This window comes from Embleya sp. NPDC127516 (assembly GCF_044765325.1).
In the GTDB taxonomy this organism is placed as follows: Bacteria; Actinomycetota; Actinomycetes; order Streptomycetales; family Streptomycetaceae; genus Embleya.
In genome coordinates this window covers 555,155-579,967 of sequence record NZ_JBIWJT010000001.1, presented here as the reverse complement: position 1 = coordinate 579,967, position 24,813 = coordinate 555,155, and the positions used below count along the sequence as shown (strand labels likewise).

Here is a 24,813-nt window from a genome sequence, read left to right as displayed (position 1 = left end):
GCGGTGCCGGGTCGGGCGGTGCCGGGTCGGGTGGGTGTGGGCTCGGTGCCACCGGGGCGAGGTGGGCGGCCCGGTCGGCTGGGTCCGGTTCCGGGTGGGTCAGGTTCCGGGTGGTTCGGCGGCCGGGCGGCCGGGTGGGTCCGATTGGCCCCAGTCGCGGCCGGTCAGCGCGCACCCGGCGCTGCGGTCGCAGAACGGCACGTTGCCGGTCGAGCCGCAGCGGCACAGCGCCGCCCGCGTCTCGTGGCGGTGCGTGCCGTCGGGCATGGTCACCTGGATATGACCGCGCAGCACCAGTGGGCCGCCGTCCACGACGTACACCCGGGTGGGGTGGGTCGGCATCTCCGGCGCCCCGCCCGTGGGCGTGTAGTGCAGCGCGCCGCTGGGACAGTGCCGGATCACCTCCGCGACCTGCTCGGCCGGAACCCGCGTCGGGTCGATCCAGGGCCGCCGATCGGTGTCGAAGACCTCGGGCAGGCCGCGTACGCACTCGCCGGAGTGCAGGCAACGCTTGGCGTCGAAGGTGACGACGATGTCCTCGGCCGGATACTCCTCGCCTCGGTCGGGACCTGGGGCGGTGCTCATCTGAATCAACTCGGATCGGTCGGAGCGGGGACCGTCGGACGGGTCAGTCCGTGACCGTGCTCGGCGGGGCGTCGTAGACGAGGTCGAAGTAGTCGGGGTGCTTGCCGATCCACGCCTTGACGAACGGGCACAGCGGCAACACCTTGCGGTCGCCGCCGCGCACCAGGTCGAGCGCGCCGCGCACGAGCGCACCGCCGACGCCCTTGCCCTCGAACCTCGGGTCCACCTCGGTGTGGGTGAACACGATCAGGGCGTCGGTGGTCATGTACTCGGCGTAGCCGGCCAGGTCGCCGTCGGCCCGGGCCTCGAAGCGGTTCTGTGCGGGAACGTCCTCGACCGCGATGTCCATGTGATCCCCTCGATGTGGTTCGGATAGGCGGATGCCGACCCGACACTCTCTCTCGAATCCATTCGAACGCATACCCGGGTGTGGTGCGACCCAGGGCGACCGTCGCGGTGGCCGGAGCGCTTGATCGTTTCCCGCGCTCCGGTCGGTGCTCCGCCGTTGACCTCGCGCGCGACCTGGGAGAGCATGCGCAGATCTGACGCATCGTCATATTTGCTGGGAGGCACCACTCATGCTCGATCCCGAACCCCTCGCCGGTCAGGTCGCGGTCGTCACCGGCGGAGCCGCGGGCATCGGCGGCGGGGTCTCCCGGCTGTTGGCCCGAGCGGGCGCGCTGGTGCTGCTGAACGACATCGACGCGGACTGGGCCGAGCAGGCCCGGGTGGACATCGAGGCGGCCGGCGGGCGGGTGGAGGTGGTGCTCGGCGACATCCGCGAGCCGGCCGCGGTGGCCAGGCTGCGCGATGCCGCGCTGGCGGCGGGTGGCGCGGACGTACTCGTGAACAACGTCGGCGACTATCGGCCCTCGACCACGTTCCTGCGCAGCACGGAGGAGGAGTGGCGGGCGCTGCACGCGATCAACTTCGAACATGTGTTGCGCGTCACGCACGCACTGTTGCCGCAGATGATCGAGCGCGGCTCCGGCAGCATCGTGAACGTGTCCACGGTCGAGGCACTGCGCGGCATCCCGGGTTGCCCGGTCTACTCCGCGTACAACGCCGCGATCATCGCGTTCACCAAGAGTCTCGCGGTCGACGTGGCGCGCAAGGGGGTGCGGGTCAACGCGATCGCACCGGACATGGCGAACACGCCGCAGACGACATACGAGGCGAAATTGCGCGATCGTGACCCCGCGCTGATCGGTTCGTGGGTGCCGATGGCGCGGTTCGGCGAACCCGAGGACTACGCGAAGGTTGTGCTCTTCCTGGCGAGTGCCGCATCGTCGTATGTGACGGGTCACCTGATCCCGGTGGACGGCGGTACGACCGCCGCGAGCGGGTGGTACGGGCGGGCGGACGGTCGCGGTTGGACCAACCTGCCGGATGGCGCGTGAGCGGCATTTCGTAGGGTGTCCGGTTGTTGTTCGGGCCGGGAACCGGGCAGGTGTCCCATACGTCGGGACAGCAAGAGGGAACGATGGCGTGGCCGCGGAGTCGGTGGCGCCGATCGGATCGGGACAGCGTGAACGACACGAGTACGACCGGCCACAGCGTCACCGGGGGGACGACGGACATGGCACGTACGACGGTGAGGGCCTACCTCAATCTGGCCATCCTGGTGGCCGGGCTCGAACTCCTCGCCATCGGCATCTGGTTCGTCCTCGAGGGCATCCGAGTCGACCAGGCGGACAGCATGATGGTGGTCTACGTCTGCGCCGCCGCGGTGCTCGGCTCGGCCATCTGGCTGGGCGGATATCGGCCTCGGGCCGACGAGTTCGTCGAACGCTGCGACGACACCGCGCTGCGGGACGCGAAGGCGCGGCTGGACCGGATGGACCCGGCCCGGCTGGCCGAACACGTGGCCGACCTGTGCGAGCGGGACGGGCTGGCCGAGGTGGAGACGGTGCGGGTCGTCGAGGACGCGTACGCGGTGGACATCCACGCGAGGCGCGTCGACGGGACATCGGCGGTGTTGCGGTGTCGCAGTGCGGAGGGGCCCGGGCCGGTGGCGGGGGGCGTGGTCCAGGACTTCGTGAGTGCGCTCGCCGCTCACGCGGGTGGGGATGGGGCTGCTGCGGGGGCCGGCGCGGGCGGGGATGGGTCCGGGGCGTTGTTGCTCGCTACGACGGCCGGGTGCTTTTCGGCCAAGGCGGCGGCGGTTGCGGCGTCTGCGGGGGTGGTGCTTTTGGATCGCGCGGCGTTGGCGCACTGGGAGTGTGACAAAGAGGTGCCGGCGCCTTTGGCTGCGTAGCGGGCTTTTGGCCTCATGCGCCGGCCGGGCTATTTGGCCTCAAGCGCCGGCCGGGCTGATGGGTTTCGGCTGGCCTTGGGGAGTTGGCTGCGCTGGGTTGGCCTCAAGCGCCGGCCGGGCTATTTGGCCTCAAACGCCGGCCGGGCTGGGTGGCCTCATGCGCCGGCCGGGCTGATGGGTTTCGGCTGGTCTTGGGGAGTTGGCTGCGTTGGGTTGGCCTCATGCGCCGGCCGGGCTGAGTGGTGCGGCGGTTGGGGTGGGTGGTTTTCCGCTGGGCTTGGGTGGGGTCAGTTGCAGCAGCCGCCTCCGCAGCAGCCGCCTCCGGTGTTGCCGGTGGGGCGGGGGGTGGAGGCGGCGCCGGTTACCGCGACCGTGGACAGGAGTTTTGTGGTGTCGCCGTGGCCTTGGGGGCACGTGGCCGGGTCGTTTGCGGCGGACATCGGGCGGTTGAGCTCGAAGGTGATGTCGCAGGTGCGGCAGCGGTAGTCGTAGCGTGGCATGGCGCCAAGGCTAGTACCGGAGGTCAGGCCTTCGGGCCGGTGCTCTGGACGACCTCGAAGGACCACAGCGCCGAGTCGGTGGAAGCCGGCTTCGGCCGTTCGCCGCCGTCGCCCTGCCCGTGCGCGGCCTTCATGGTCCCGGCCATCCACGCCTGGAAGTCCTCCTCGCTGCGCCAGCGCGTGTACACGAGGTACTGGTCGGTCCCTTCGACCGGCCGCAGCAGTTCGAACCACTCGAACCCGTCCTGCGAGTCCACCATCCCCGCACGCGACGCGAATCGCTGCTCCAGGGTCTCCCGCATCTCGGCGGGCACGGTCAGCGCGTTGATCTTCACCACAGACATGCCCCCAGTCTGCCGGACGGTCGGGTGTCGCCTCGCACCGGAGCGGGTGGAGGGGACGGCCCCCGGGCGCGGGGTGGGCAGCGCTCGGGGGCCGTCGTTGGTGGGGGTGGTGGATCAGGGGCGGAGGGGGCCTTCGCAGGTGTAGGTGGAGGTGGCGGCCCGGGCGTTGGTCCAGGCGACGGGTGCGGTGAAGTGGCAGTTCATGTCGGCGAGGTTGTCGAGGGCCGCGCCGGCGCGGATGAGGATGAAGTAGTCGACCGTGGCCGCCATGGCGGTGTGCATGCGGCCCGGATCGGTCGAGTCGATGTTCGCGGTGATCGCGCCGGTGCAGGTGAAGCGGGGGAGCCTGTCGCGGGTCGCGCTGCACGACGTCGGGTTGTTGGAGGTGGCCCCACGGAAGGCCCGGCGGACCTGGTCGGCGCCGGTCGCGGTGAGTTTCCCGGGCGGGGTGTACTTCGCCACCGGCACGATCAGGTTGTCCACGTCGGCGATTTGGCGGTCGAGGTAGGTGTCGAACTCGGCCTGGAAGGTCGGGCCGCTCACCCGGTCGAGGAAGGCGTCGAACGCGGCGACGTCGTTGTTCCGCAGGTGGGTGTACATCTCGGTGAGCAGGTCCGGGTGGTCCCGGCCGAGCATCGAGAAGAACGAGCCGGCGTAGGCGTAGTAGCGGAAGAAATAGCCGTCGTCGTCGTATGTGAAGTGCAGCGTCTCGCGGACGGACGGCCGACTGCCGTACTTCCGCACGTCCGAGATCACCTTGGTGACGAGCGACTTGCGTAGCTGCACGCCTTGGTCGCGGGTCGCGCCCGCCAGGTACTCGGCCATGCCCTCGTCGAAGGCGGTGGTCCGGTTCTCCGCGTACCAGGGGCCCTGGCCGAACGAACCGGGCACCGCCCAGCGGCCGTTGAGGTAGTGGGTGTACTCGTGGCGGAACAACTCCTCCAGTTGGAGGAGGGAATCGCGCGGCACGACGCGTTGATAGGTGTAGAAGGTCGCGCCTTCCTCGATGTACAACCCGCCGTTGTTCGTCGAGTAGCCGTACAGGAACGGCTGGTACGTGTGGTAGTCGGCCATGCTCGCGTACAGCCGGACGGTCAGTTTGTGGTTCGGGTCGCCCGTGAGCGGCAGGTCGGCGCCCACCGTGCGGAAGAACTGCTCCTTGACCTGCTTGGAGGCGTAGTACAACTGCTCGACGGTGGCCCGGTCGAGAGACGTGTGCACCTCGATGTCACCCCGGTCGAAGGTGTACGTGTTCGGGAACACGGCCGCCTCCACGTCGGCCCGACAGACTCCCGCCGCGTGACAGCGACCGTAGGTCTCCAGCCAGTGCGCGACCTCGCTCCACGGCACCGAGAAGCGGCCGTACCAGCCCTCGGTGTCGGTGAGCATCGTGTTCAGCCCGGTCACCGTCTCGGCGGTCAGACTCGGGATCTGCCCGAGTCGGCCGTACTCGTAGACGCCGTTGCGCAGCAGCCCGGAGGTGCTCGGCGTGTTCAGGTGCCGGTAGCCGACGAACGCCTTCAGGCCGGCGCGGTAGGCCGGATCGGCCTGTACGGCGGCGATGAAGCCCGCGTCGCCGTTGTAGATGCCGTGGTAGGCGAGGGTCTGTGCGGAGAGCACCGCGTTCCGCCGGGCCGCGTCCTGCCAGGCTGCCGTGCTGCCGTCCATGTCGCGGAACATCCGTGTGAGCAGAGGCAGTTGCCGTCCGCGTACGCCGTCGATGTCGGCGCTGATCAGCACTTCGCGCAGCAGTGCGCCCGAGGTGGGTGTGAGGTCGAACGCGTGCGGCGCGGCGCGGAAGGCGTCCGCCGCCGCGTTGATCGCGGCCACCACGGCCGGCCCGCGCAGGTCGATCGCCGGGTTGTCCCAGTCGAGGTAGAGCGCGGCGTGGGTGAAGTACCAGAGTTCGTACAGGTGCGACGCGTTCGTGCCGTCGTAGCCGGGGGCCAGCGCGGTGATCCGGGCCAGTACCGCCTGGAGGTGAGCCGGCGTCAGCACCCGGCCCAACTCGGGGGTGTAGGTCCACAGGAAGCCGCGCAGGCAGTCGGGTCCGACGTCGGCACGGGTGAGGAAGTCGGCAAGGGCCTGCGGGGACAGTGCGGAGAACTCGGCGAGCGTGCAGCCGGCCGGCAGGGCGGCGGCCTGGGCTCGCAGGTGCGCCGGCGGGGCGATCGGGAGGTCCGCCGGGGAGGGGCCCCGGCCGGGCGGCTTCGCGTTGCTCCCGTCGACCGGACCCGGACCCCGGTCGGGGCCGAGCGAGAGTGGCGAACCGATCCGGTCGACCTCGTCGTCCGGATCGGCCGCCGTCGCCGTGTTCGCTTGCCCGACCCGCGAGTTCGTGCTCGGGACGGGGCCGGCCGAGGCCGTCGACGGAGCTGCGATCGGCAGCACGCCGACGGCCAGTGCCAAGAGGGGAACGCTTGTGGCAAACCACTTCCTGCGGCGTGCGTGATTGCTCATGTACGGCCCTTCGGGCACGGGCGGACCACGGTCGGTGGTCCACAGTGAGAACACGACGCTGAGTACAATGGCATATGTCACACGTGACATCCAGATGGATTCACGGTGAATCGTTTCCGACGGGGGCGGAAGTCGGTTCGGAAGTTGCCGCCGTGCTCGCGGCGCTCGGCGGTCGTGTCGGCTACCGGGCGGCGAGTTCGGCGTTCGCCTTGGCGGTGACATGGGCGAGCGCGCGGGCGGCGATCTCCCGGTCGGCGGTCGGAAGGTCGCCGTACAGCCGCTCGGCCACGCCGGCCACGGCGTCCGTGAACCCCTGCCGGAGGGCGGCGCCCTTGTCGGTGAGAGCCGTTCGGGCGCCGTCGACCAGCCCGGCGTCGGCGAGTTCGTCGAGCAGGGTGTGCGCCTGCGACTCGCAGAGGGGAGCGCGCCGGCGGGGCGCTATCGCAGCGCCCCGTTTCGCCGACACCACGAGCAGATCGCCGGCATGGTCGCGGAGTTCGCCCCCGACGCGGACGCCGCCTATGTCGCCGATCTGCTCCTGATGGCGTTCGCACCGGGCCTGTTCGACTTCCAGCGCACCGAGCGCGGCTGGGACGTGGACCGCATCAAGCGCGGCCTCGACGCGCTGATCGCCGGCATCGGGGCCGCCGAAGGGGCCGACGCGCAGCCGTCGTAACCACCACCGTGCCCCGTGGGACGGGAACACGACCGGGACAGAACAGCGATGGGACAGGGGTAGGCAGCCCAGGAGCGGGCCGGCCCGCGACGCCCCCCGGAGCCGGCATTTCCCGCCGATGAACCCGTGACCTTCGGCCCGCCGGCGACTAGCGTCGGCCGCAGGCGCCCCGAGCCGCGACCCGGTCGGGTGTGTGCCGCTGATGGTCCGTCATGCCCAGTGCACGGCAAGGGAAGCGGAGGCTTGCGTGGTCTACAGTCAGCCCGGCCAACCGGACAGCATCGTCAATTTCGAACCTCGGTACGACAACTACATCGGGGGCAAGTGGGTGCCGCCCGTGCAGGGCCGGTACTTCGACGACATCACCCCCGTGACCGGACAGCCGTTCTGCGAGGTGGCCCGTTCCACTGCCGAGGACGTCGAACTCGCGCTGGACGCCGCGCACGCGGCCGCCGACGCGTGGGGGCGGACCAGCGTCACCGAGCGGTCGCTGATCCTGCTGAAGATCGCCGATCGCATCGAGCAGAACCTCGAACGCCTCGCGGTCACCGAGACGTGGGAGAACGGCAAGCCGGTCCGCGAGTGCCTGGCCGCCGATCTGCCGCTGGCCGTCGACCACTTCCGCTACTTCGCCGGGGTGATCCGGGCCCAGGAAGGGTCCATCTCGCAACTCGACGAGGACACCGTCGCGTACCACTTCCACGAGCCCCTCGGCGTGGTCGCGCAGATCATCCCGTGGAACTTCCCACTGTTGATGGCCACCTGGAAGCTCGCGCCGGCGCTCGCCGCCGGGAACTGCGTCGTGCTCAAGCCCGCCGAGCAGACCCCGGTGAGCATCCTGGTGCTGATCGAACTGATCGCCGACCTGCTGCCGCCCGGTGTGGTCAACGTGGTCAACGGCTTCGGCTTCGAGGCGGGCAAGCCGCTGGCGAGCAGCAACCGGGTGGCGAAGGTGGCCTTCACCGGCGAGACGACCACCGGGCGGCTGATCCTCCAGTACGCGTCGCAGAACATCATCCCGGTGACCGTCGAACTCGGCGGCAAGAGCCCGAACATCTTCTTCGCCGACGTGGCCGACGAGGACGACGACTTCTTCGACAAGGCGGTCGAGGGCTTCGTGATGTTCGCGCTCAACCAGGGCGAGGTCTGTACGTGTCCGTCCCGGGCGCTGATCCACGAGTCGATCTACGACCGGTTCATGGCGCGCGCGTTGGAGCGCACCCGGGCGATCGTGCAGGGCAACCCGCTCGACCCGGCGACCATGGTCGGCGCGCAGGCGTCCAACGACCAGTTGGAGAAGATCCTGTCCTACCTCGACATCGGCCGGCAGGAGGGAGCCGAGGTCCTGATCGGCGGCGCGCGCAAGGTGGTCGAGGGCTTCGAGGACGGCTACTACGTCGAGCCGACCATCTTCAAGGGCACCAACGACATGCGGATCTTCCAGGAGGAGATCTTCGGTCCGGTGGTCTCGGTGACCACGTTCGGCGACGACGCCGAAGCGCTGCGGATCGCCAACGACACGCTGTACGGCTTGGGCGCGGGGGTGTGGACCCGGGACGCGACGCGGGCCTACCGGTTCGGTCGGGAGATCAAGGCCGGCCGGGTGTGGACCAACTGCTACCACGCCTACCCCGCGCACGCGGCGTTCGGCGGGTACAAGGCATCCGGGATGGGCCGGGAGAACCACCGGATGATGCTCGGCCACTACCAGAACACCAAGAACATGCTGGTCAGTTACTCGGCGAAGAAGCTCGGATTCTTCTGATGACCGAGTCGCCGCAGACGCCGAGCGTGGCCGACCCGCCCGAACGGCCGGGGACTTCGGTCGAGAAGGTCGCGATCACCGCGGCCGCCGCCGAACTTGTGGTCGAACTCGCGGCCGAGCACGGGCCGTTGCTGTTCCACCAGTCGGGCGGTTGTTGTGACGGGTCCTCGCCGATGTGCTACCCGAGAGGGGAGTTCCTGGTCGGCGACGCGGACGTTTTGCTCGGCTGGGTCGCCGGGCAGCCGTTCTACATGTCCGCGGCGCAGTACGAGTACTGGCGGCACACCCACCTGACCGTGGACGTGGTGCCCGGTCGCGGCGGCGGGTTCTCGGTCGAGGCGCCGACCGGCAGGCGATTCCTGATCCGCTCGCGGGTGTTCACCGACGACGAGGCGCGCCGACTGGAGAGCGACCGGGCGCAGCCGGGGCGCGGGCACTGAACGGTCGGGCCCGGGACGGGATCGCTACCGTCCCGGGCCCGCCGGCACGGTCGGCTCAGTCCTCGCGGCGGCTGCGTCGCATGCCCAGGATCAGGGTGGCCGCCAGCAGTACCGCGATCACCGCGGCCAGCGTGTCCCGCAGGGTGTGGTCCGCCGGGCCGTCGATCAGGTTGCTCTGGTTGGTCATGTCCGGCGTCGGCGTCGCGGCCGGCCCCGTGGCCTGGAGCAGCTTCGGCAGGTCCAGGCCGCCGAACGTGGTCACCGTGCGGTTGGTCGCCTTGGCCGCCAGGATCAGCGAGGCGAGCCGGACCGGGTCGCTGCCCGCCATGGTCTTGGCGCCCGAGGCCAGCCAGTCGACCGCCGCGCCCGCCTCGGCCGGGTGACCGGTCGCGGACAGCGCCTGGACGGCGGCCACCGTGGCGTCGAAGTCGCTCGGCCCGCCGAAGTGATTGCCGCCCGCCTTCAGCTTCGCGATCAGCCACGCCGCGCCGCCCTGCGCGGCCAACGCCCGGCCCGGCTCGGCACCGGGGCAGACCAGCGGGGTGACCGCGATGGAGGGGGCCGGTACGGCGGGCTGGGTGCCGTATCCGAGCGCGAGCACCGAGTGTGCGGTCACCGTCGGATCGACCGGACCGCCCGGGCGCGTGGCGAACGCGCCCCGGTCCGGCTCGGGCGCGGCGCAGCGCGACTGGGTCGCCTTGAGCGCGTCGGTCGGCGTACGCCCCTGCGGCGACCTCAGCAGCTCCGGCGAGCGGCCGGCGGTGACGATCGCGCTGATCGCGGCCGCCGTCGCGGCAGGGTCACCGGTCGCGTCGGGCGCCGGTGCGGTCGCGAACGAGCCGTCCGCGAGCTGCTTGGACCGCAGCCAGTCGACGCCGCGCGCGACCCGCGTGTCGTAGGTGCGCAGCGCGTGCAGTGCCTCGATCGCGGTCGCGGTCGCGACGGTGTTCTCCCGAGCGGCGTCGCACGGCGCGGCGGGATCGGCTCGATACGCGGTGAAGCCGCCGTCCGCGCACTGCTGCCCGAGCAGCCACTCGATCGCGGTCGGGGCCGGTTGGCTGTCCGTGGAGGCCAGGGCCATGATCGCCAGCGACTGCCGGTAGACCCCGTCCGAGGTCGGATCACTTCGCCCGTACAGCGCGAGCGGCACCGGTCCGGACTGGGCCTTGTCGACCGAGACGCGTTGGACGGCCGACACGGAGGTGGTGATGGTGCGCGGCACCGAGTCGCCCACGGCCGCCCCGAGCGAGCCGCCGGGCGGCGGCGGTGTCGGCGCGGCGGCGGCCACACCCCCCGTCCAGAGCGAGCACAACAGCGTCGTCGTGAGCACGGAGGCCGCCGCGGCACGCCCGCGGCGTCGGGGGGAGGGCATGCAGTGCCTTTCGCTGAACGCTGAGCGGATCGGACCGCGAAACCGACGGTCGACGGTCCCGGCCACCCTACCCGTGCGCCCCCGCGGGCCCGAGGGTCACAGGGCCGTATAGCGCACGGGGTCGCCGCCGGGCTCCGCGCCCGCCCGTCCGCGCTTGACCAGGTGGCGCAGGTGCGCGGCGGCCTCGCTGAGGGCCAGTTGCCGGTTCTGCGCGCCCAACTGCGCCCACGGCCGGTTCCAGTCCATGCCCTCGGCGATCTGCCACAGGGTCAGCGACGCCGCGCACAGGCGCGTGTGCAGCGCCGCGAGCCGGTCCTCGTGCAGCCGGGCCACCTCGGCCGCCCGACCCGCCGCGTCCTCGAAGGCGTGCTCGTGGGCGGGGAGCACACCAGTGATCGGCAGCCTGGCGACACGTGTCAGGGAGGCCAGGAAGTCACCGAGCGGGTCGGCCTCCTCGGCCTCGTCGTACAGCCCGATATGCGGCGTGATCGAGGGCAGCAGGTGGTCGCCGGAGAGCAACCGGCCGTCGCCGCCCTCCAGGTGCAGGCAGACGTGGCCGGGCGTGTGCCCGGGCGTCCACACCGTGCGTACCGTGCGACCGGGCGCGGGTGCGAGTTCGCCGTGCACCAACTCGCGGTCGGGCACCGCGTAGTGCAGACGCGGGCGGCTGCCGGCCGTCGCGGTGCGCAGGCCGGTGAGCGCGTCCAGCGCCTCCTGCGGTGCGCCCGCGAGGGCGAGCACCTCCAGGTGGTGGCGCAGCCAGGCGGAGCGCGGCGCGTTGTTGATCAGTTCGACCTGCTCGGCGTCCGCCGCGTGCAGCGCGACCCACGCGCCGGATACCTCGCGCACCTTCTCGGAGAGCCCGTGGTGGTCGGGGTGCGCGTGGGTGACCAGTACGCCGTGCACCTCCTCGATCGAGGTGCCGACCTCGACCAGGCCGTCCACCAGGGCCCGGTAGGAGACCGGGTCGTCCCAGCCCGAGTCGACCAGGACGGGTCCGGCGTCGGTCTCCAGCACATAGACGAGGGTGCAACCGAGCGGATTGTTCGGGATCGGAACCGGGACGGTCCACACACCGTTGCCCAGATCGGCGACCCGAGGCGTCGGCGGGGTGGGGCGGCTGGATGCGGTGGTCATGGGCGGCCTCCTTCTCGATGTACTCGAAGTGGCGCCAGTCGAACGCCGGGTGCGCGCCCGACTTCGATGATCACCATAGAACACGTTCTCTCATACACCACCGCGCCGATGATTTGAGGGGTCGTCAGATCGAGATCCGGCACGTACGATCCTTACCTGTCAGCCGATGAGACTCCAGTCTCATTCGAGCCGCGAATGCGTTGTTCCCTCATCGGCAAACTGATATCTGTTCTAGTCAGAGTTCTGCTCATAGCCCGCAAGCCCCTGTATCGCGCAGCGTGTGTGCACGCCCGCACCGAGGAGGACCGTGATGACGGATATCGTGGAGCACAGCCAACTGGTCATCGGCGGAGAGCTGGTCGACCCCATTGGCAAGGACACGATCGAGGTCGTCTCGCCCCACACCGAAGAGGTCATCGCGCGCGTTCCGCACGCCTCGACCGCGGACGTGGACGCCGCGGTCGCCGCCGCGCGCAAGGCGTTCGAAGAGGGCCCGTGGCCGCGCATGTCGTTGGACGAGCGGATCGCCATCCTGGAGAAGATCCGCGACGGCTTCATGACGCGGTCGCAGGAGATTGCCGAGGTGGTCGCCTCGCAGAACGGATCGCCGGTCGGCTGGGGCCTGTTCGCGCAGGCCATCGGCGCCGGGATGATCTACGACACGGTGGCCAAGATCGCCCGCGACTACCAGTGGGAGGAGAAGCGGACCGGTCTGCTCAACCCGCTGCTGATCCGCCGCGAGGCGGTCGGCGTGGTGGCCGCCGTGGTGCCGTGGAACGTCCCGCAGTTCGTCACGGCCGCCAAGCTGGCGCCGGCGATCGCGGCCGGCTGCACGATCGTGCTCAAGCCGTCCCCGGAGACCCCGCTCGACTCGTACATCCTGGCCGAGATCTGTCGCGAGGCCGGCCTGCCCGACGGCGTGCTGAGCATCGTCGCCGCCGACCGCGAGGTCAGCGAGTACCTGGTCGCCCACCCCGGCATCGACAAGGTCGCGTTCACCGGCTCGGTCGGCGCGGGCAAGCGCATCATGGAGGTCGCCGCGCGCAACCTCACCCGGGTCACCCTGGAACTCGGCGGCAAGTCGGCGGCGATCATCCTGCCCGACGCCGACCTGGAGCACACCGCCACGACGCTGCTGCCCAACTCGTACATGAACAACGGCCAGGCGTGCGTCGCGCAGACCCGCATCCTGGCGCCGCGCGCCCGCTACGACGAGATCGCCGAGCGCTTCACCGCGTGGGTCGGCGAGCTCAAGGTCGGCGACCCGATGGCTGCCGACACCCAGGTCGGCCCGCTGGTGGCCAAGCGCCAGCAGCAGCGCTCGTTCGACTACATCCGGATCGGCCAGGAGGAGGGCGCCAAGCTGCTCGCCGGCGGCGGCCGTCCCGAGGCGCTGGAGAAGGGCTGGTACGTCGAGCCCACCCTGTTCGGCGACGTGGACAACTCGATGCGGATCGCGCAGGAGGAGATCTTCGGCCCGGTCGTCGCGCTGATCCCCTACGACGACGAGGAGCAGGCGATCGCGCTGGCCAACGACTCGGACTTCGGACTGTCCGGCAGCGTGTGGACCACCGACATCGAGAAGGGCATCGACGTCGCCCGCCGGATCCGCACCGGCACCTACTCGGTGAACACGTTCGGCCTGGACTTCTTCGGCCCGTTCGGCGGCTTCAAGAACTCGGGCATCGGCCGGGAGTTCGGCATCGAGGGCCTGGGCGCGTACACCGAGGCCAAGTCGATCGCGTTGCCCGCGGGCTACGACGCGCAGATCTGACCGTCGCCGCCGGCCCGCCTCCGCGCGGGGCGGGCCGGCGGTTCCAGGCCCTGCCGGGCCGAGCGAAGAAGAGGTGTTCTGATGGGTGATCGCTGGCGCGTCGAGGTCGACAGAAGCGTCTGTATCGGTTCGGGCATGTGCATCGGCAGCGCCCCGGCCGACTTCAAGCTGGACGCGGGCCGGCAATCGCATCCCCGGGCCGAGGAGATGGACGCCTCGGACGCGATCCTGGAGGCGGCCGAGAGCTGCCCGGTCGAGGCGATCTCGATCATCGAGGCCGGCTCGGGGAAGACGGTGTTCCCGCCGGACTAGAGGTCCTGTCCGGAGGCCAGGGCCAGGGCCTGGGGCACGGCCCGCGGCGACGTCGGCGCGCCGCGGCACCGCGTCGGTTCGACGTCGCCGCGGACGAGCCGGCACGGAAGCCGCGGGCCCTGGTCGCCGACCGGGGCCGTGCGGCGTCACGACGGCGACGGGCGCGCTCAGTCCTCGGGGATCAGCCGGCAGACGGTCTCGATGTCGGTGCGGACCTGGGCGATGGAGGCGCGGCCGTTCAGCCACGCGATCAGCGACGAGTGCCACGTGTGGGTGATCACCCGGATCACCGCGAGGTCCTCGGCGGTCGGCTCCCCGGCCGGCTCGTCGCCGCTGATCGCCTCCAGGATCATCGTGGTGGTCTCCCGGCTGACCGTGTCCACCTCGGCGCCGACCGAACGGTCCGCGAACTGGAGCGCGCGCATCATCGCCTCGGTCAGATGCGGCTCGCGCTGCATGCCCTTGAACGCGCGCAGCAGCGTGTCCACCACCCGCTCGCGCGAGCCGGCGCTCCGGGGCGGGCGCCGGCGGAGCTGGGCGTGGAGCTGATCGAGCTGGTCGTACATGGTGGCCACGAGCAGGTGCACCTTGGACGGGAAGTAGCGGTACAGCGTGCCGAGCGCCACCTCGGACAGCTCGGCGACCTCGCGCATCTGGACGGACTCGTAGCCGCCCCGAGCGGCCAACTGGGTGGTCGCACGCAGGATCCGGCGGCGGCGCGCCTCCTGCCGCTCGGTCAGCGGCGCCCGGTCGGCCTTCGTGTACGTGGTCATGTCAGCCCCTCGGTGCGCGGCGGTTCGCCGGCTGGTGTGTTACGGGTCACGCCGTGCTCGTCGCAGTGGGTACCCGGCGGTATCTTGGCTGCTCTCCGACGAGCAGATACTGAAACTTGTTCTAGATTACGCGACTACTATGCTCCGACGAGGGCAGCGATAGGGGGCCATTCGTGATACGGGAGACCGCAACCGCTGTGGATACCCAGGTGGACCCGGCGCGGACCTCCCCGGAGCGACCCTTGCGAATCGCCCTGTTGGCGTACCGAGGCGATCCGTACTGCGGCGGACAGGGAGTCTACGTCCGCCACCTGTCCCGCGAACTCACCCGGCTCGGTCACCACGTCGAGGTGATCTCCGGTCCCCCGTACGCGGTCGTGGACGAGGGCGTGAAGCTCACCACCCTGCCCAGCCTGGACCTGTACCGCGACCCGGACCCGTTCCGGTTGCCCCGGCTCGGCGAGTACCGGGACTGGATCGACGTGCTCGAGGTCGGCGGCATGCTGACCGCGGGCTTTCCCGAGCCGCTGACCTTCTCGCTGCGCGCATGGCGGCACCTGGCGGCCCGGCGCGGCGAGTTCGATGTCGTGCACGACAACCAGACGCTGGGCTACGGCCAACTCGCGCTGCCCCGACTCGGCTTCCCGCTGGTGACCACGATCCACCACCCGATCACGGTCGACCGCGCGCTGGAGATCGGCGAGGCCACCACACTGCGCCGCAAGGCCACGCTGCACCGCTGGTACGGGTTCACCACCATGCAGAAGCGGGTCTCCGCCCGGCTGAGCGAAGTGCTCACCGTGTCCGGCTCGTCCAAGGCCGAGATCATCGACCACCTCGGCGTCTCGCCGAGCCGGGTCACCGTGGTGCCGGTGGGCGCCGACACCGACCGCTTCGCGCCGGACGCCTCGGTCCCGAAGGTGCCCGGCCGGATCGTCACCACCGCGAGCGCGGACGTGCCGCTCAAGGGCCTGATCCACCTGGTCGAGGCGCTCGCCAAACTGCGCGCCGACAACGACCACGTCGAACTCGTGGTCGTGGGCCGCCCCAAGGGCGACGGGCCGGTGCTGCGCGCGATCGACCGGCTGGGACTGACCTCGGCGATCCGCTTCGTGTCCGGACTCAGCGACGACGAACTGGTCGACCTGATCCGCAGCGCCGAGATCGCCTGCGTACCCTCGCTCTACGAGGGCTTCTCGCTGCCCGCCGCCGAGGCGATGGCCTGCGGGACCGCGCTCGTGGCCACCACGGGCGGCGCGATCCCCGAGGTCGCCGGGCCGGACGGGGAGACCTGCCTGGCGGTGCCGCCGGGCGACCCGGAAGCCCTGCGCGCCGCGCTCACCCGACTGCTGGAAGACCCCGAACTGCGGGCCCGACTGGCCGAGGCGGGCCGTGCCCGGGTGCTCGAGCGGTTCACCTGGCGCAACACCGCGGTCCGGACCGCGGAGCGCTACCGGGCCGCAGTCGAGGCCGGTCCCACCGCGCCGACCACGGCCGGCGCCGGTAGACGTGGGCTCACCGAGCGCGCGAGCGACGTCCTGCTCGGCCGCTCGCCGTTCGGCCGCCGGCTGCCCCCGCCCGCGTCGCACGGCGCCGGACCCGGAAACCGCTGACCACACCCCACCCTCGCCGGCCGCCCCCGCAACCGGTTCGCGCAATACGAGACGGAGTCGCCGACTTGCTCACCGTGGATTTCTCCCGCTTTCCCCTGGCCCCGGGGGATCGGGTCCTGGACATGGGTTGTGGTGGCGGCCGGCACGCCTTCGAGGCATACCGGCGTGGCGCCGACGTGGTCGCGCTCGACCGGAACGCGAAGGACATCGCCGAGGTGGACGCGATGTTCGCCTCGATGCTGGCCGCCGGTGAGGTTCCCGAGGGCGCGCGTGCCGAGGCGCTCGTCGGGGACGCGCTGGCGCTGCCGTTTCCGGACGACAGCTTCGACCGGGTGATCATCTCCGAGGTGCTCGAACACATCCCGGACGACAAGGGTGTCCTGGCCGAGCTGTTCCGGGTGCTCAAGCCCGGCGGCCTGGCCGCGATGACCGTGCCGCGCTACGGGCCGGAGAAGATCTGCTGGGCGCTGTCGGACGCGTACCACGAGGTCGAGGGCGGGCACATCCGGATCTACAAGGGCGACGAGTTCCAGGCCCGGATCCGCGAGTCCGGGCTACGGCCGTACGGGACCCACCACACGCACGCGCTGCACTCGCCGTACTGGTGGATCAAGTGCGCGGTGGGCGTGGACAACGACAAGGCGCTCCCGGTCCGGGCCTGGCACAAGCTCCTGGTCTGGGACATCATGAAGCGCCCGCTGGCCACCCGCCTCGCGGAGAAGGCGCTGGATCCGCTGATCGGCAAGAGCCTGGTGGTCTACGCGACCAAGCCCCGGCCGCACGGCGACACCGCGGCAGGCGCCGACGGCGACCTCGCCGGAGCCCGCGCATGAGCCTCGCGGGTCGCCGTCGCGGCCCCGAGTCGGCGCTCGAACTGCTGGCGCTGGAAGGCGTGTTGACCGTTCGGCAGGTGGCCGAGACGATCGACGGGATCGCCGCCGTGCAACGGCCGGACGGGTCGATCCCGTGGTTCGTCGGCGGGCACCTGGACCCGTGGGACCACACCGAGGCCGCGATGGCGCTCGACGTGGCCGGCCGGCACGACGAGGCCGAGCGGGCGTACCGCTGGCTGGCGAGCCGGCAGGAGCCGGACGGCTCGTGGTACGCGGCCTACGTGGACGGCGTGGTCACCGATCGCAACAAGGAGGCCAACTTCACGGCCTACCTCGCGGTCGGCCTGTGGCACCACCATCTGCTCACCGGGGGCGAGGAGTTCCTGGTCCGGATGTGGCCGAAGCTGCGTGCGGCGATGGGCTTCATCCTGGACCTCCAGGCGCCCGGCGGCGAGATCCGCTGGAAGCGCGACGAACACGGCGTGCCGGTGCCGGACGCGCTGCTCACCGGCTCGGCGAGCATGTACCAGGCGCTGCGCTGCGCGCTGGCGATCGCCGAGCACCTCGGCGAGCCGCAGCCGGACTGGGAGTTGGCCGCGGGTCGGCTGGGCCACGCGGTGTTGTCGCACCCCGAGCGGTTCCTGGACAAGAACCGCTACTCGATGGACTGGTACTACCCGATCCTGGGCACGGCGCTGCGGGGGGCTGCGGCGGACGAGCGGATCAAGGACGGCTGGGACACCTTCGTGGTGCCGGACCTGGGCGTGCGGTGCGTCTCCGACCGGCCCTGGGTGACCGGTGCGGAGAGTTGCGAACTGGCCATCGCGCTTTGGGCGTTGGGCGAGAGCGACCGTGCGGTGGAGATCGTGTCGTGGATCCAGCGGTTGCGGCACGAGGACGGGTTGTACTGGACCGGGTACGTGTTCGAGGACGACGCGATCTGGCCCGTGGAGCGCACGGCGTGGACGGCGGGGGCGATGATCCTGGCCACGGCCGTGCTGGGGGGTGAGCCGGCGACCACCGCGGTGTTCGGTGGTGGGGGCTCGGCGTTCGCGGGCGACGGGTTGCCGGTTGGGCTTGCGCCCGAGCAGGTGCGGTGTGGCTCGGAGCTGTGCGTGGATGGGGTTTGAGGCCGGGGTCCTCAATCGCCGGACGGGCTGGATGGGTTGTCCTCAAGCGCCGGACGGGCTGAAGGGGGCGGTTGGCTTGGGCGTGGGTGTGGCGGGCTTGGGCGTCGGACGGGCTGAAGGGGGCGGTTGGTTCGGGCGTGGGTGTGGCGGGCTTGGGCTTGGGCGCCGGACGGGCTGTATGGGTCGGTAGTCGGCGTGGGTGTACTCGGTTGTCGGGGTTGGTCGGGGCGGCAATAGGGTTCGCGTGGGGGGCTGGGCGACTCGCGTGACGAGGGTGGGCATGGCGGCTGGGTTGGGGCCGGGGGACCGGATAGGTCCTTATACGGTGGTGGGATTGCTGGGCGCCGGCAGCCCCGGGTGGGTGTATCTCGCGCGGACCGGTGCCGGGCGGCCGATGGCCGTGCGGATGTTGTACGGCGAGCAGCGTGGCATCAAGCGGGCCCAGAAGGTGCGCGGGCCCGGTGTGATCGAGGTGATCGGCAGCGGTGGCGCGACCCGCAATCCGTGGGTGGCGTCGGTGTACGTGCCGGCGCCGTCGCTGGGGGACCTGGTGATCTCGTGCGGCCCGCTGCCGCCGGACGCGGTGCGGTGGCTGGCGGCCGGGATCGCCGAGGGTCTGGTGACGATCCATCAGGCCTCGCTCACGCACGGCGATCTGCGACCCGCGCAGATAGTGGTGGCCTCGGACGGACCGAGGGTGACCGGATTCGGGATCGAGGGCGCGGGCAGTCCGCTGACCGCGCCCGGGTACCTCGCGCCGGAGCAGGCCCGAGGCGAGGAGCCGGGGCCGGCGTCCGACGTCTACGCGCTGGGCGCGTTGTTGTGCTTCGCGGCGACCGGACGGCCGCCGCACACCGGCGAGGGCGAGGCGGCGATCCGGCGCAGTGTGGCCGGCGGCGAGCCGGAACTTGCGGATGTGCCGGTTGAGTTGGCCGAGCTGATCCGGTCCTGTCTGGCCCGGGATCCGGAGGATCGGCCCACGCCGCGCGCGCTGTTGGAGGAGTCGGCCGCGGAACTGGCGGATCGTCAGGGGGCGTACGGTGCCGCGTCGTGGTTGCCGGGACCCGCGGTGGAGCTGATCGACGCGTACCACCGGCGTGGGCGTCTGGTCGGCGACCCGCCGACCGTGCCGCTCGGCGATCGATTCGGCGGCGCGTCGAAGGGCGGTTCCGCACATGGCGGTTCGGTCGGGGACAAGGTCGGCCCGAGAAAGGCCGCCGAGCCCGCCGGGCCCGCCGAGGCGGGCGCTCCGGCCGAGGACGCCGAGCCGGCCCGGGAGGGTGTGGCCGTGTCGGCTCCGGCCGGCGCGGCGAAGAAGGATCCGGCGAAGAGCGAGGCCGTGCCGAGCGGGGCCACGAAGGCCGATGCGGCCAAGCCCGGGGAAGGCGCGCCCGAGCCGGAGGAGGCCGTCGCCGAGACGATGCAACTCGCCCGGATCGTCGACGCGATGGTGCCGCGGATCGACGACAGCGACGACCGTCAGGACCCCTACGACCTGCCCGTTCCGCCCGAGCCGCACGAGGGCGGCGGGGCCGGGTGGCTCCTGGTCGCCGCGCTCGTGGTAATCGCGCTCGTGGGCGGCCTGCTCGCGGGTGTCGCCTACGAGCGCGGGCGCGGGGATCGTGATCGGGGCAAGGCGGGTGCGGCCGATGCCCGCCCCTCGATTCCGCCCGGCGACCCGGTCGCGGCCTTCGTGGCGAGCGTACCGGTGGGCGGCTGCGTGGACTTCGCGAGCGACGGCACGCCCGGATGGCGACCGGCCGCGCCCCGCTCGCTGCCCTGTGAGGACCCGGCGGCCCGGCAGCGGGTGCTGGCGCGTACCTCGGCGGCCGGCGGCGCGAGCGACTGCATGAGTACCGACGGGCGCAGCCGCTGGCCGGCGACGCCCGGCGTGCCCGCGCTGTGCCTGGAGCGGATCTTCCGCCCGGGCGAGTGCGTGCCGGCCGAGACGCGCGACGGTCGGCAATGGGCCTTCCTGGCCTCGCTGGTGCCGTGCCAGGGGCCGCTTCCGCAGGATCGCCCGGCGCGCCTGCGGATCGACGAGGTGCACCCGATGACCGCGTCGAACGCCACCAGTTGCCCGGGCCGCTCGCCGGTCTACTATCCGTTGCCGTCCCGAGTCCAGGAACTGTGCATGGCCCCGCTGCCCTGATGGCAGGCCCGGGTCGTCCCGACCGCCGCTCCCGTGCCCGCGGGCCACGGGGCGGCGACGGCCGGGCGGCGGTCAGCTCGCGAGTTCGGCGAGGAGCTTCAGGGCCTCGGGGTTGCGGGTGGTGACGATCATGTCGGTGACGTGCGGGTCGGCCGCCCACGCGGCGTAGCGCTCGCGGATGCGGTCGGCCGGGCCGACCAGGGCGATCTCGTCGACGAAGCCGCTCGGGACGGCGGCGATCGCCTCGTCCCGCTTGCCGGCCATGAACAGCTCCTGGATTCGGTCCGCCTCCTCGGCGTAGCCGAACCGGCGCATCAGGTCGGCGTGGAAGTTCTTGTTCTTCGCGCCCATCCCGCCGACGTAGAAGCCCATCGCCGCCTTGATCGGGAACATCGCCTGTTCGACGTCGTCGCCGAGCGCGACCTGCACCATCGGCGCGATCCGGAAGCCGGCCGGCTTGTCGCGCAGCGCGTCCGCGTACACCTCGGGCCGGGTCGGCGCCCAGTGCAACGGCAGCCATCCGTCCGCGATCCGCGTGGTCAGGTGTACGTTCTTGGGCCCTTCGGCGCCGAGGAAGATCGGCAGATCCGCGCGCAACGGATGGGTGATCGACTTGAGCGGCTTGCCGAGCCCGCTGCCGTCCTCGCCGGTATACGGGTGCCGGGCGTAGCGTCCTTCGGCGACCACCGGCCCCTCGCGGCGCAGCACCTGGCGGATCACGTCGACGTATTCGCGGGTGAAGGTCAGCGGGCTCTTCGGGAACGGCCGCCCGTACCAGCCTTCGACCACCTGCGGCCCGGAGAGGCCGAGGCCGAGGATCACCCGCCCGCCGGAGAGGTGGTCCAGGGTCAGCGCGTGCATCGCGGTCGCGGTGGGCGTACGCGCGGTCATCTGGGTCACCGCGGTGCCCAGCTTGATCCGCGACGTGTGCGCGGCGATCCAGGTCAGCGGCGTGAACGCGTCCGAGCCCCACGACTCGGCGGTCCACACCGCGTCGAACCCGAGTCGTTCGGCCTCCCGCGCCAGTTCGACGAAGTCGGCGGACGGGCCTCGGCCCCAGTACCCGAACGTCAGACCCAGCCTCATGGCGTTACCTCCACGGAGTTGCACGGCGAATCGCCCCCGCAGACTAGAACACGTTTTAGTTCGTGGGGAGACCGACTCCCCTGGCGCGGACTTCCGGCCGCTGCCGGACGGGCGCGCGGACTCGCGTCCCGGGCAGGCGCGGACTTCCGTACCCGGGACAGGCGAAAGGGCGCCGTCCGGTGTGGACGACGCCCTTGCCTTGTTGCCGAGTCGCGGTTCGTGTCTCGGTACTACCGGTTCCTCGGGAGCACCGGAGTCACGAGCGCTGGATGCCGATCGTGTTCTGGAGCACGCCGCGCACGTTGTCGACCTCGACGAGCAGGCCGTTGGGGTGCTCGGCCACCGCCAGGTACCAGACGCCCGTGTTCAGGACGCCCTTCTCCTGGTTGGTGTGCTCGTCCAGCATCGGCCGCGAGTCCGGCACCGAGAACCAGAAGGGCTGGAACGGCGCGCCGCCGGGTGCCCCGGCCGGGTTGGGCTGCTGCGCGCCGGGACCCTGCGGCCCGGGAGCACCGAAGCCACCCTGCGGACCCTGGGGACCCTGCGGCGCCGGGCCGCCGAAGCCGCCGGGCTGCGGGGCGCCGCCGTACGACTGCGGACCCTGGGGGCCCGGCTGGCCGCCGTAGGGCGCGCCGCCGTACTGCTGCTGCCCCTGCGGGCCGCCGAACTGACCCTGCGGACCCGCCGCGGGGCCCGCGGCGCCGAGCAGCGGCGCCTGGAGGGCGGGCACCAGCGTGGTGGCGATCAGGGTTCCGCTGAGCACGAGGACCAGCAGGATGATGATGATGCCGCCGAACTTCATCTCCAGGCCGTCGTCGGCACCGCCGATCGACCACAGCGCGTTGATCGGCGAGATCGCCGCGAGCGGCAGCGCCCACTGACGCGCGGTCAGACCGAGGATCTGACGGTCGCGCAGTTGCGGGAGCAGCCCGCCGAGGATGAACAGCACGCCGGCGATGATCGGGGTCAGGACGACCGCCGAGATGGTCGGGGCCAGGAACCCGGACCAGGCGTTCCAGGTGAAGTCGGACGAGCGGCCGAGGCCGTCCTTGGCACCGATGTAATCCAGGAACGAGAAGATGAAGATGAGCACGGCGGCGACCCCGATGACCGCGTCGCCACGCGAAAGCTTTCTGACGTCCACTAATACTCCTCCCGAGGGGGATGGGCGCCGACAGCGTACGGGGGCGACCCAAGTCGTGCCACCGACGTCGCCCCCGCGCGTCCCCGGTGCATTGGTCCGGGGACACTGTGCCAGACGGGCGAACGATCTGTGCCCCGACCCCACGCGACGCGCCGTATGGGGGCATTTTTTCAAAGATGTCTATTCGCCCCGCTGAATGCCCGTCAGATCGGTCAACATGCCCTGCAGGCCGTCGATATCGATGACGATGCCGCCGTCCTGCACGCCCACCGCGAGATACCACACGCCGGGATGCAGCGTGGCCACCGCGTCACCGGGGTGGTCGAGCGGCTGGAGCGGCCTCTGTTCGGGCACGGCCAGCCAGTACTGCTCGAACGTGCCCGGATCGCCTGATTCCGGCTCCGGGGCGCGGACCGGGTCCGCTGCCGGGGCGGGTTCCGGTTCGTCCGACTTGTACAGCAGTACCGGCGGTTGCACGGCGGGCGGTTGCATCGGCGGCGTCAGCGGCGGGGGAGTGTTGCCGGACGGCCCGTAGACCGGCGGCGCGACGGGCGGCGGGACCGGGAAGCCGCCGGTGCCGGGCGGGCCGGGCGGATACCCGCCGGGAGCGCCGGGGAAGCCGCCGCCGGGGTAGCCCTGCCAGTTGTTCTCGCGCGGACGCACCAGTGGGACGTTGAGCCCGCCGATCCGGTCGATGGTCAGCAGCAGCAGAGCCTGGAGCACGGCGAAGCCCGCCAGCCCCCACGCGCCCCAGCCGTGGCCGGCGTCCACGGTCGCCTGCGCGTCGCCGTTGGAGCGGGCGATCTGCTCGGCGGCGTGCGCCAACTTCTCGTAGCCGCCGTCCGCGCCGAACACGGCCCACACCGCGCTCCACGCCGACGCGACGCCCAACGCGATGCCCCACTGGCGAAACGCCAGACCGCCGAACTGGATCTCGGTCGGCTGCGGCGAGCCCGGCCGGATCGTGTACCGGCCGATCAGCAGCAGCACCAGCGAGATCGAGGACAGCAGTACGACGGCGGGCGCGAGCGGCCAGAAGTCGCCGATCCACGCCGAATAGTCGGTGGTTCCCTCGGTGATGCGTTTGCCCTTGGCGGTCACCGTGTACCAGGGGAGAAACGAGAAGACCAGAACTCCGATCGCCGCCACCGCGACGATCAGATCACCTCGGGTGACGCCTTTGCGTGGCATCGTGCTCCTCCCTGACGGGGCTTTTCGTACTGCTCGGAATTGCCGTGCGTCTGCTGCGCCGATCCGGTGCCGGTGCGGGTGACCGCACCGGCACCGGAGCCTGACGTACCGTCATTCTCCGCGCTGGATCCCGGAGACGTCGCCGAGGACCCCTCGGACGCCGTCGACCTCGACCAGGACGCCGCCCGGGTGCGGGGCGACCGCGAGGTACCACTGGCCGGTCTGGAGGGTGGCCACCGGCGTCTTGGACAGACCCTCGGTGGGTGCCAGCGGGCGGGCCTCCGGTACGGCGAACCAGAACTGTGCGAACTCGCGCGTGTCCTGGCCGGCCGCGGCCGGGGCGGGCTGCCCGGTGACGGCCGGCGTGGCACCGGTTCCGCCGGCGACCGCGGTGCCGGTGCCGGTGCCGGCGTCCGGCGGCGGCATGTGGGCCGGTACGCCGGCCATCGGCGCGCCGGTGCCCGTGGCGCCCGGTGCCGGGTAGGCGGGCGGCGGGAAGCCGCCGGTGGCGTTCGGCAGCGGGTAGCCGGTGTTCGGGTCGACCGGAGCCGGGTAGCCGCCGGTTCCGTTCGGCGGGGGGTAGCCCCACGGTTGCTGCGGCACCGGGCTGAACAGCGGTGCGGCCAGGCTGGGGATGCGATCCCCGATGATCAGGAAAAGCGCCGCGACGAGCCCGGCCACCATCATCAACCACGCGAAGACGGTGGGTCCGGTGTCGATCGAGTAGCGGGAGGAACCGGAGCCCTCGTACATGTCGCCGAGCATGCCGCCCGCCCCGAAGGGGGCGAAAAAGCCGCTGATCGCGCCGGTGACGCCGAACGCGATCGCCCACTGGCGCGGGGCCAGTCCGAGCGCCGGCTTGTCCGGTTGGGCCGCGAAGCGGCCGATCACCATGAGCAGTACCGCCAGCAGCGGCACCAGCACCACGGCCGGCATCAACGGATAGAAGTTGACCGTCCAGGCGTTCCAGCCCTTGCTCTGACTACGGCCGCTGCCCAGCGGGTCGTCGTCATCGCTGCTGCTGCCGCCGAAGGACGCGCTGATTTCGTAGTATTTGAAGAACGAGAAGATGAAGATCAGGACGATCGCGAGAATGACGATCGCATCGCCCCTCGTGATCCCTTTCCGGTTCAACGTTTCTCCTTAGAGGTACGGAGGGGGACGTGACGCCGACGGCGCGGGCGCGCCGTAGGACGTGCGGTGCGTGGACGGCTCGTGCCGGGCCCGAGCGTGCGGCTCGCGGCGGTCGGTTGACCCGACCCGGAACCG

At 71.4% G+C, this 24,813-nt stretch carries 24 protein-coding genes; 11 read left to right on the top strand and 13 right to left on the bottom strand.

Features of this window, described 5'->3' with window-relative positions; translation table 11 throughout:
- Positions 1 to 99: 99 nt before the first annotated feature.
- Complete coding sequence (locus ACIRL2_RS02455) at positions 100 to 585, bottom strand: (4Fe-4S)-binding protein (protein ID WP_395869534.1); 486 nt, start codon at positions 583 to 585, stop codon at positions 100 to 102.
- 43 nt (positions 586 to 628) lie between these two features.
- Positions 629 to 934: a GNAT family N-acetyltransferase gene (locus ACIRL2_RS02450; protein ID WP_402229549.1), complete on the bottom strand. Its 306-nt coding sequence runs from the start codon at positions 932 to 934 to the stop codon at positions 629 to 631.
- Between the two features lie 229 nt (positions 935 to 1,163).
- On the opposite strand from ACIRL2_RS02450, the gene ACIRL2_RS02445 reads away from it, so the two are divergent.
- Together ACIRL2_RS02445 and ACIRL2_RS02440 are read left to right on the top strand one after the other, a co-directional pair.
- On the top strand, positions 1,164 to 1,985 hold the full coding sequence (locus ACIRL2_RS02445) for an SDR family NAD(P)-dependent oxidoreductase (RefSeq protein WP_395869530.1): 822 nt from the start codon (positions 1,164 to 1,166) through the stop codon (positions 1,983 to 1,985).
- Positions 1,986 to 2,164: 179 nt separating this feature from the next.
- Positions 2,165 to 2,842, top strand: a complete 678-nt coding sequence (locus ACIRL2_RS02440; RefSeq protein ID WP_395869528.1) for a restriction endonuclease — start codon at positions 2,165 to 2,167, stop codon at positions 2,840 to 2,842.
- Between the two features lie 287 nt (positions 2,843 to 3,129).
- Here the strand turns inward: ACIRL2_RS02440 and ACIRL2_RS02435 are convergent, their stop codons facing one another.
- From ACIRL2_RS02435 to ACIRL2_RS02420, 4 genes are all read right to left on the bottom strand, one after another.
- Entirely contained in the window at positions 3,130 to 3,342 is a 213-nt protein-coding gene (locus ACIRL2_RS02435) for a zinc ribbon domain-containing protein (RefSeq protein ID WP_402229545.1), read from the bottom strand.
- A gap of 23 nt (positions 3,343 to 3,365) precedes the next feature.
- Complete coding sequence (locus ACIRL2_RS02430; protein WP_395869524.1) at positions 3,366 to 3,686, bottom strand: antibiotic biosynthesis monooxygenase family protein; 321 nt, start codon at positions 3,684 to 3,686, stop codon at positions 3,366 to 3,368.
- 114 nt (positions 3,687 to 3,800) lie between these two features.
- The gene (locus tag ACIRL2_RS02425; RefSeq protein WP_402229542.1) at positions 3,801 to 6,095 is read right to left on the bottom strand and encodes a collagenase; all 2,295 of its coding nucleotides are present in this window, start codon (positions 6,093 to 6,095) and stop codon (positions 3,801 to 3,803) included.
- A gap of 232 nt (positions 6,096 to 6,327) precedes the next feature.
- Entirely contained in the window at positions 6,328 to 6,612 is a 285-nt protein-coding gene (locus tag ACIRL2_RS02420) for a hypothetical protein (RefSeq protein WP_402229541.1), read from the bottom strand.
- A gap of 18 nt (positions 6,613 to 6,630) precedes the next feature.
- On the opposite strand from ACIRL2_RS02420, the gene ACIRL2_RS02415 reads away from it, so the two are divergent.
- From ACIRL2_RS02415 to ACIRL2_RS02405, 3 genes are all read left to right on the top strand, one after another.
- Positions 6,631 to 6,822 carry a hypothetical protein gene (locus ACIRL2_RS02415; protein WP_395869518.1) on the top strand — a complete coding sequence of 64 codons (192 nt, stop codon included), beginning with the start codon at positions 6,631 to 6,633 and terminating at the stop codon, positions 6,820 to 6,822.
- A gap of 247 nt (positions 6,823 to 7,069) precedes the next feature.
- Positions 7,070 to 8,587: an aldehyde dehydrogenase gene (adh, locus tag ACIRL2_RS02410; protein WP_395869516.1), complete on the top strand. Its 1,518-nt coding sequence runs from the start codon at positions 7,070 to 7,072 to the stop codon at positions 8,585 to 8,587.
- Positions 8,587 to 9,027 (top strand): DUF779 domain-containing protein, encoded by a 441-nt coding sequence (locus ACIRL2_RS02405; RefSeq protein WP_395869514.1) that lies wholly within the window; start codon positions 8,587 to 8,589, stop codon positions 9,025 to 9,027. The genes adh and ACIRL2_RS02405 overlap by 1 nt, the downstream gene beginning before the upstream one ends.
- Positions 9,028 to 9,082: 55 nt before the next feature.
- Here the strand turns inward: ACIRL2_RS02405 and ACIRL2_RS02400 are convergent, their stop codons facing one another.
- Complete coding sequence (locus ACIRL2_RS02400; RefSeq protein WP_402229537.1) at positions 9,083 to 10,399, bottom strand: prenyltransferase/squalene oxidase repeat-containing protein; 1,317 nt, start codon at positions 10,397 to 10,399, stop codon at positions 9,083 to 9,085.
- A gap of 96 nt (positions 10,400 to 10,495) precedes the next feature.
- A complete protein-coding gene (locus tag ACIRL2_RS02395; protein ID WP_395869510.1) occupies positions 10,496 to 11,536 on the bottom strand; it encodes an MBL fold metallo-hydrolase in 1,041 nt (346 codons plus the stop codon).
- A gap of 310 nt (positions 11,537 to 11,846) precedes the next feature.
- On the opposite strand from ACIRL2_RS02395, the gene ACIRL2_RS02390 reads away from it, so the two are divergent.
- Together ACIRL2_RS02390 and ACIRL2_RS02385 are read left to right on the top strand one after the other, a co-directional pair.
- Positions 11,847 to 13,310, top strand: a complete 1,464-nt coding sequence (locus ACIRL2_RS02390; protein WP_395869508.1) for an aldehyde dehydrogenase — start codon at positions 11,847 to 11,849, stop codon at positions 13,308 to 13,310.
- 81 nt (positions 13,311 to 13,391) lie between these two features.
- Entirely contained in the window at positions 13,392 to 13,622 is a 231-nt protein-coding gene (locus tag ACIRL2_RS02385) for a ferredoxin (RefSeq protein ID WP_395869506.1), read from the top strand.
- A 167-nt stretch (positions 13,623 to 13,789) separates the two neighbouring features.
- Here ACIRL2_RS02385 and ACIRL2_RS02380 read toward each other — a convergent pair whose 3' ends face one another.
- Positions 13,790 to 14,395, bottom strand: coding sequence for a TetR family transcriptional regulator (locus tag ACIRL2_RS02380; RefSeq protein WP_020554687.1), 606 nt, complete (start codon positions 14,393 to 14,395; stop codon positions 13,790 to 13,792).
- 197 nt (positions 14,396 to 14,592) lie between these two features.
- Here ACIRL2_RS02380 and ACIRL2_RS02375 point away from each other — a divergent pair, with 197 nt between their 5' ends.
- From ACIRL2_RS02375 to ACIRL2_RS02360, 4 genes are all read left to right on the top strand, one after another.
- Complete coding sequence (locus ACIRL2_RS02375; protein ID WP_402229533.1) at positions 14,593 to 16,008, top strand: glycosyltransferase family 4 protein; 1,416 nt, start codon at positions 14,593 to 14,595, stop codon at positions 16,006 to 16,008.
- 65 nt (positions 16,009 to 16,073) lie between these two features.
- Entirely contained in the window at positions 16,074 to 16,841 is a 768-nt protein-coding gene (locus ACIRL2_RS02370; RefSeq protein WP_395869502.1) for a class I SAM-dependent methyltransferase, read from the top strand.
- A complete protein-coding gene (locus ACIRL2_RS02365; RefSeq protein ID WP_402229530.1) occupies positions 16,838 to 17,971 on the top strand; it encodes a prenyltransferase in 1,134 nt (377 codons plus the stop codon). The genes ACIRL2_RS02370 and ACIRL2_RS02365 overlap by 4 nt, the downstream gene beginning before the upstream one ends.
- A gap of 328 nt (positions 17,972 to 18,299) precedes the next feature.
- Entirely contained in the window at positions 18,300 to 20,123 is a 1,824-nt protein-coding gene (locus ACIRL2_RS02360) for a protein kinase (RefSeq protein ID WP_402229528.1), read from the top strand.
- Between the two features lie 72 nt (positions 20,124 to 20,195).
- Here the strand turns inward: ACIRL2_RS02360 and ACIRL2_RS02355 are convergent, their stop codons facing one another.
- The 4 genes from ACIRL2_RS02355 to ACIRL2_RS02340 all read right to left on the bottom strand — a co-directional run bounded on the left by ACIRL2_RS02355 (position 20,196) and on the right by ACIRL2_RS02340 (position 24,678).
- A complete protein-coding gene (locus tag ACIRL2_RS02355; protein WP_402229525.1) occupies positions 20,196 to 21,209 on the bottom strand; it encodes an LLM class F420-dependent oxidoreductase in 1,014 nt (337 codons plus the stop codon).
- Positions 21,210 to 21,465: 256 nt separating this feature from the next.
- On the bottom strand, positions 21,466 to 22,353 hold the full coding sequence (locus ACIRL2_RS02350; protein WP_402229523.1) for a hypothetical protein: 888 nt from the start codon (positions 22,351 to 22,353) through the stop codon (positions 21,466 to 21,468).
- Between the two features lie 180 nt (positions 22,354 to 22,533).
- A complete protein-coding gene (locus ACIRL2_RS02345; RefSeq protein ID WP_395869492.1) occupies positions 22,534 to 23,544 on the bottom strand; it encodes a hypothetical protein in 1,011 nt (336 codons plus the stop codon).
- 111 nt (positions 23,545 to 23,655) lie between these two features.
- Positions 23,656 to 24,678, bottom strand: a complete 1,023-nt coding sequence (locus ACIRL2_RS02340) for a hypothetical protein (protein WP_395869491.1) — start codon at positions 24,676 to 24,678, stop codon at positions 23,656 to 23,658.
- Positions 24,679 to 24,813 lie beyond the last annotated feature (135 nt).

What these genes read in the sequence shown, in the direction of transcription:
- ACIRL2_RS02395 (WP_395869510.1), bottom strand. Translation starts at nt 11,536, where the DNA reads ATGACCACCGCATCCAGCCGCCCCACCCCGCCGACGCCTCGGGTCGCC.
- ACIRL2_RS02390 (WP_395869508.1), top strand. Translation starts at nt 11,847, where the DNA reads ATGACGGATATCGTGGAGCACAGCCAACTGGTCATCGGCGGAGAGCTG.
- ACIRL2_RS02450 (WP_402229549.1), bottom strand. Translation starts at nt 934, where the DNA reads ATGGACATCGCGGTCGAGGACGTTCCCGCACAGAACCGCTTCGAGGCC.
- ACIRL2_RS02445 (WP_395869530.1), top strand. Translation starts at nt 1,164, where the DNA reads ATGCTCGATCCCGAACCCCTCGCCGGTCAGGTCGCGGTCGTCACCGGC.
- ACIRL2_RS02400 (WP_402229537.1), bottom strand. Translation starts at nt 10,399, where the DNA reads ATGCCCTCCCCCCGACGCCGCGGGCGTGCCGCGGCGGCCTCCGTGCTC.
- ACIRL2_RS02355 (WP_402229525.1), bottom strand. Translation starts at nt 21,209, where the DNA reads ATGAGGCTGGGTCTGACGTTCGGGTACTGGGGCCGAGGCCCGTCCGCC.
- ACIRL2_RS02430 (WP_395869524.1), bottom strand. Translation starts at nt 3,686, where the DNA reads ATGTCTGTGGTGAAGATCAACGCGCTGACCGTGCCCGCCGAGATGCGG.
- ACIRL2_RS02455 (WP_395869534.1), bottom strand. Translation starts at nt 585, where the DNA reads ATGAGCACCGCCCCAGGTCCCGACCGAGGCGAGGAGTATCCGGCCGAG.
- ACIRL2_RS02415 (WP_395869518.1), top strand. Translation starts at nt 6,631, where the DNA reads ATGGTCGCGGAGTTCGCCCCCGACGCGGACGCCGCCTATGTCGCCGAT.
- ACIRL2_RS02385 (WP_395869506.1), top strand. Translation starts at nt 13,392, where the DNA reads ATGGGTGATCGCTGGCGCGTCGAGGTCGACAGAAGCGTCTGTATCGGT.
- ACIRL2_RS02405 (WP_395869514.1), top strand. Translation starts at nt 8,587, where the DNA reads ATGACCGAGTCGCCGCAGACGCCGAGCGTGGCCGACCCGCCCGAACGG.
- ACIRL2_RS02435 (WP_402229545.1), bottom strand. Translation starts at nt 3,342, where the DNA reads ATGCCACGCTACGACTACCGCTGCCGCACCTGCGACATCACCTTCGAG.
- ACIRL2_RS02345 (WP_395869492.1), bottom strand. Translation starts at nt 23,544, where the DNA reads ATGCCACGCAAAGGCGTCACCCGAGGTGATCTGATCGTCGCGGTGGCG.
- ACIRL2_RS02440 (WP_395869528.1), top strand. Translation starts at nt 2,165, where the DNA reads ATGGCACGTACGACGGTGAGGGCCTACCTCAATCTGGCCATCCTGGTG.
- ACIRL2_RS02380 (WP_020554687.1), bottom strand. Translation starts at nt 14,395, where the DNA reads ATGACCACGTACACGAAGGCCGACCGGGCGCCGCTGACCGAGCGGCAG.
- ACIRL2_RS02365 (WP_402229530.1), top strand. Translation starts at nt 16,838, where the DNA reads ATGAGCCTCGCGGGTCGCCGTCGCGGCCCCGAGTCGGCGCTCGAACTG.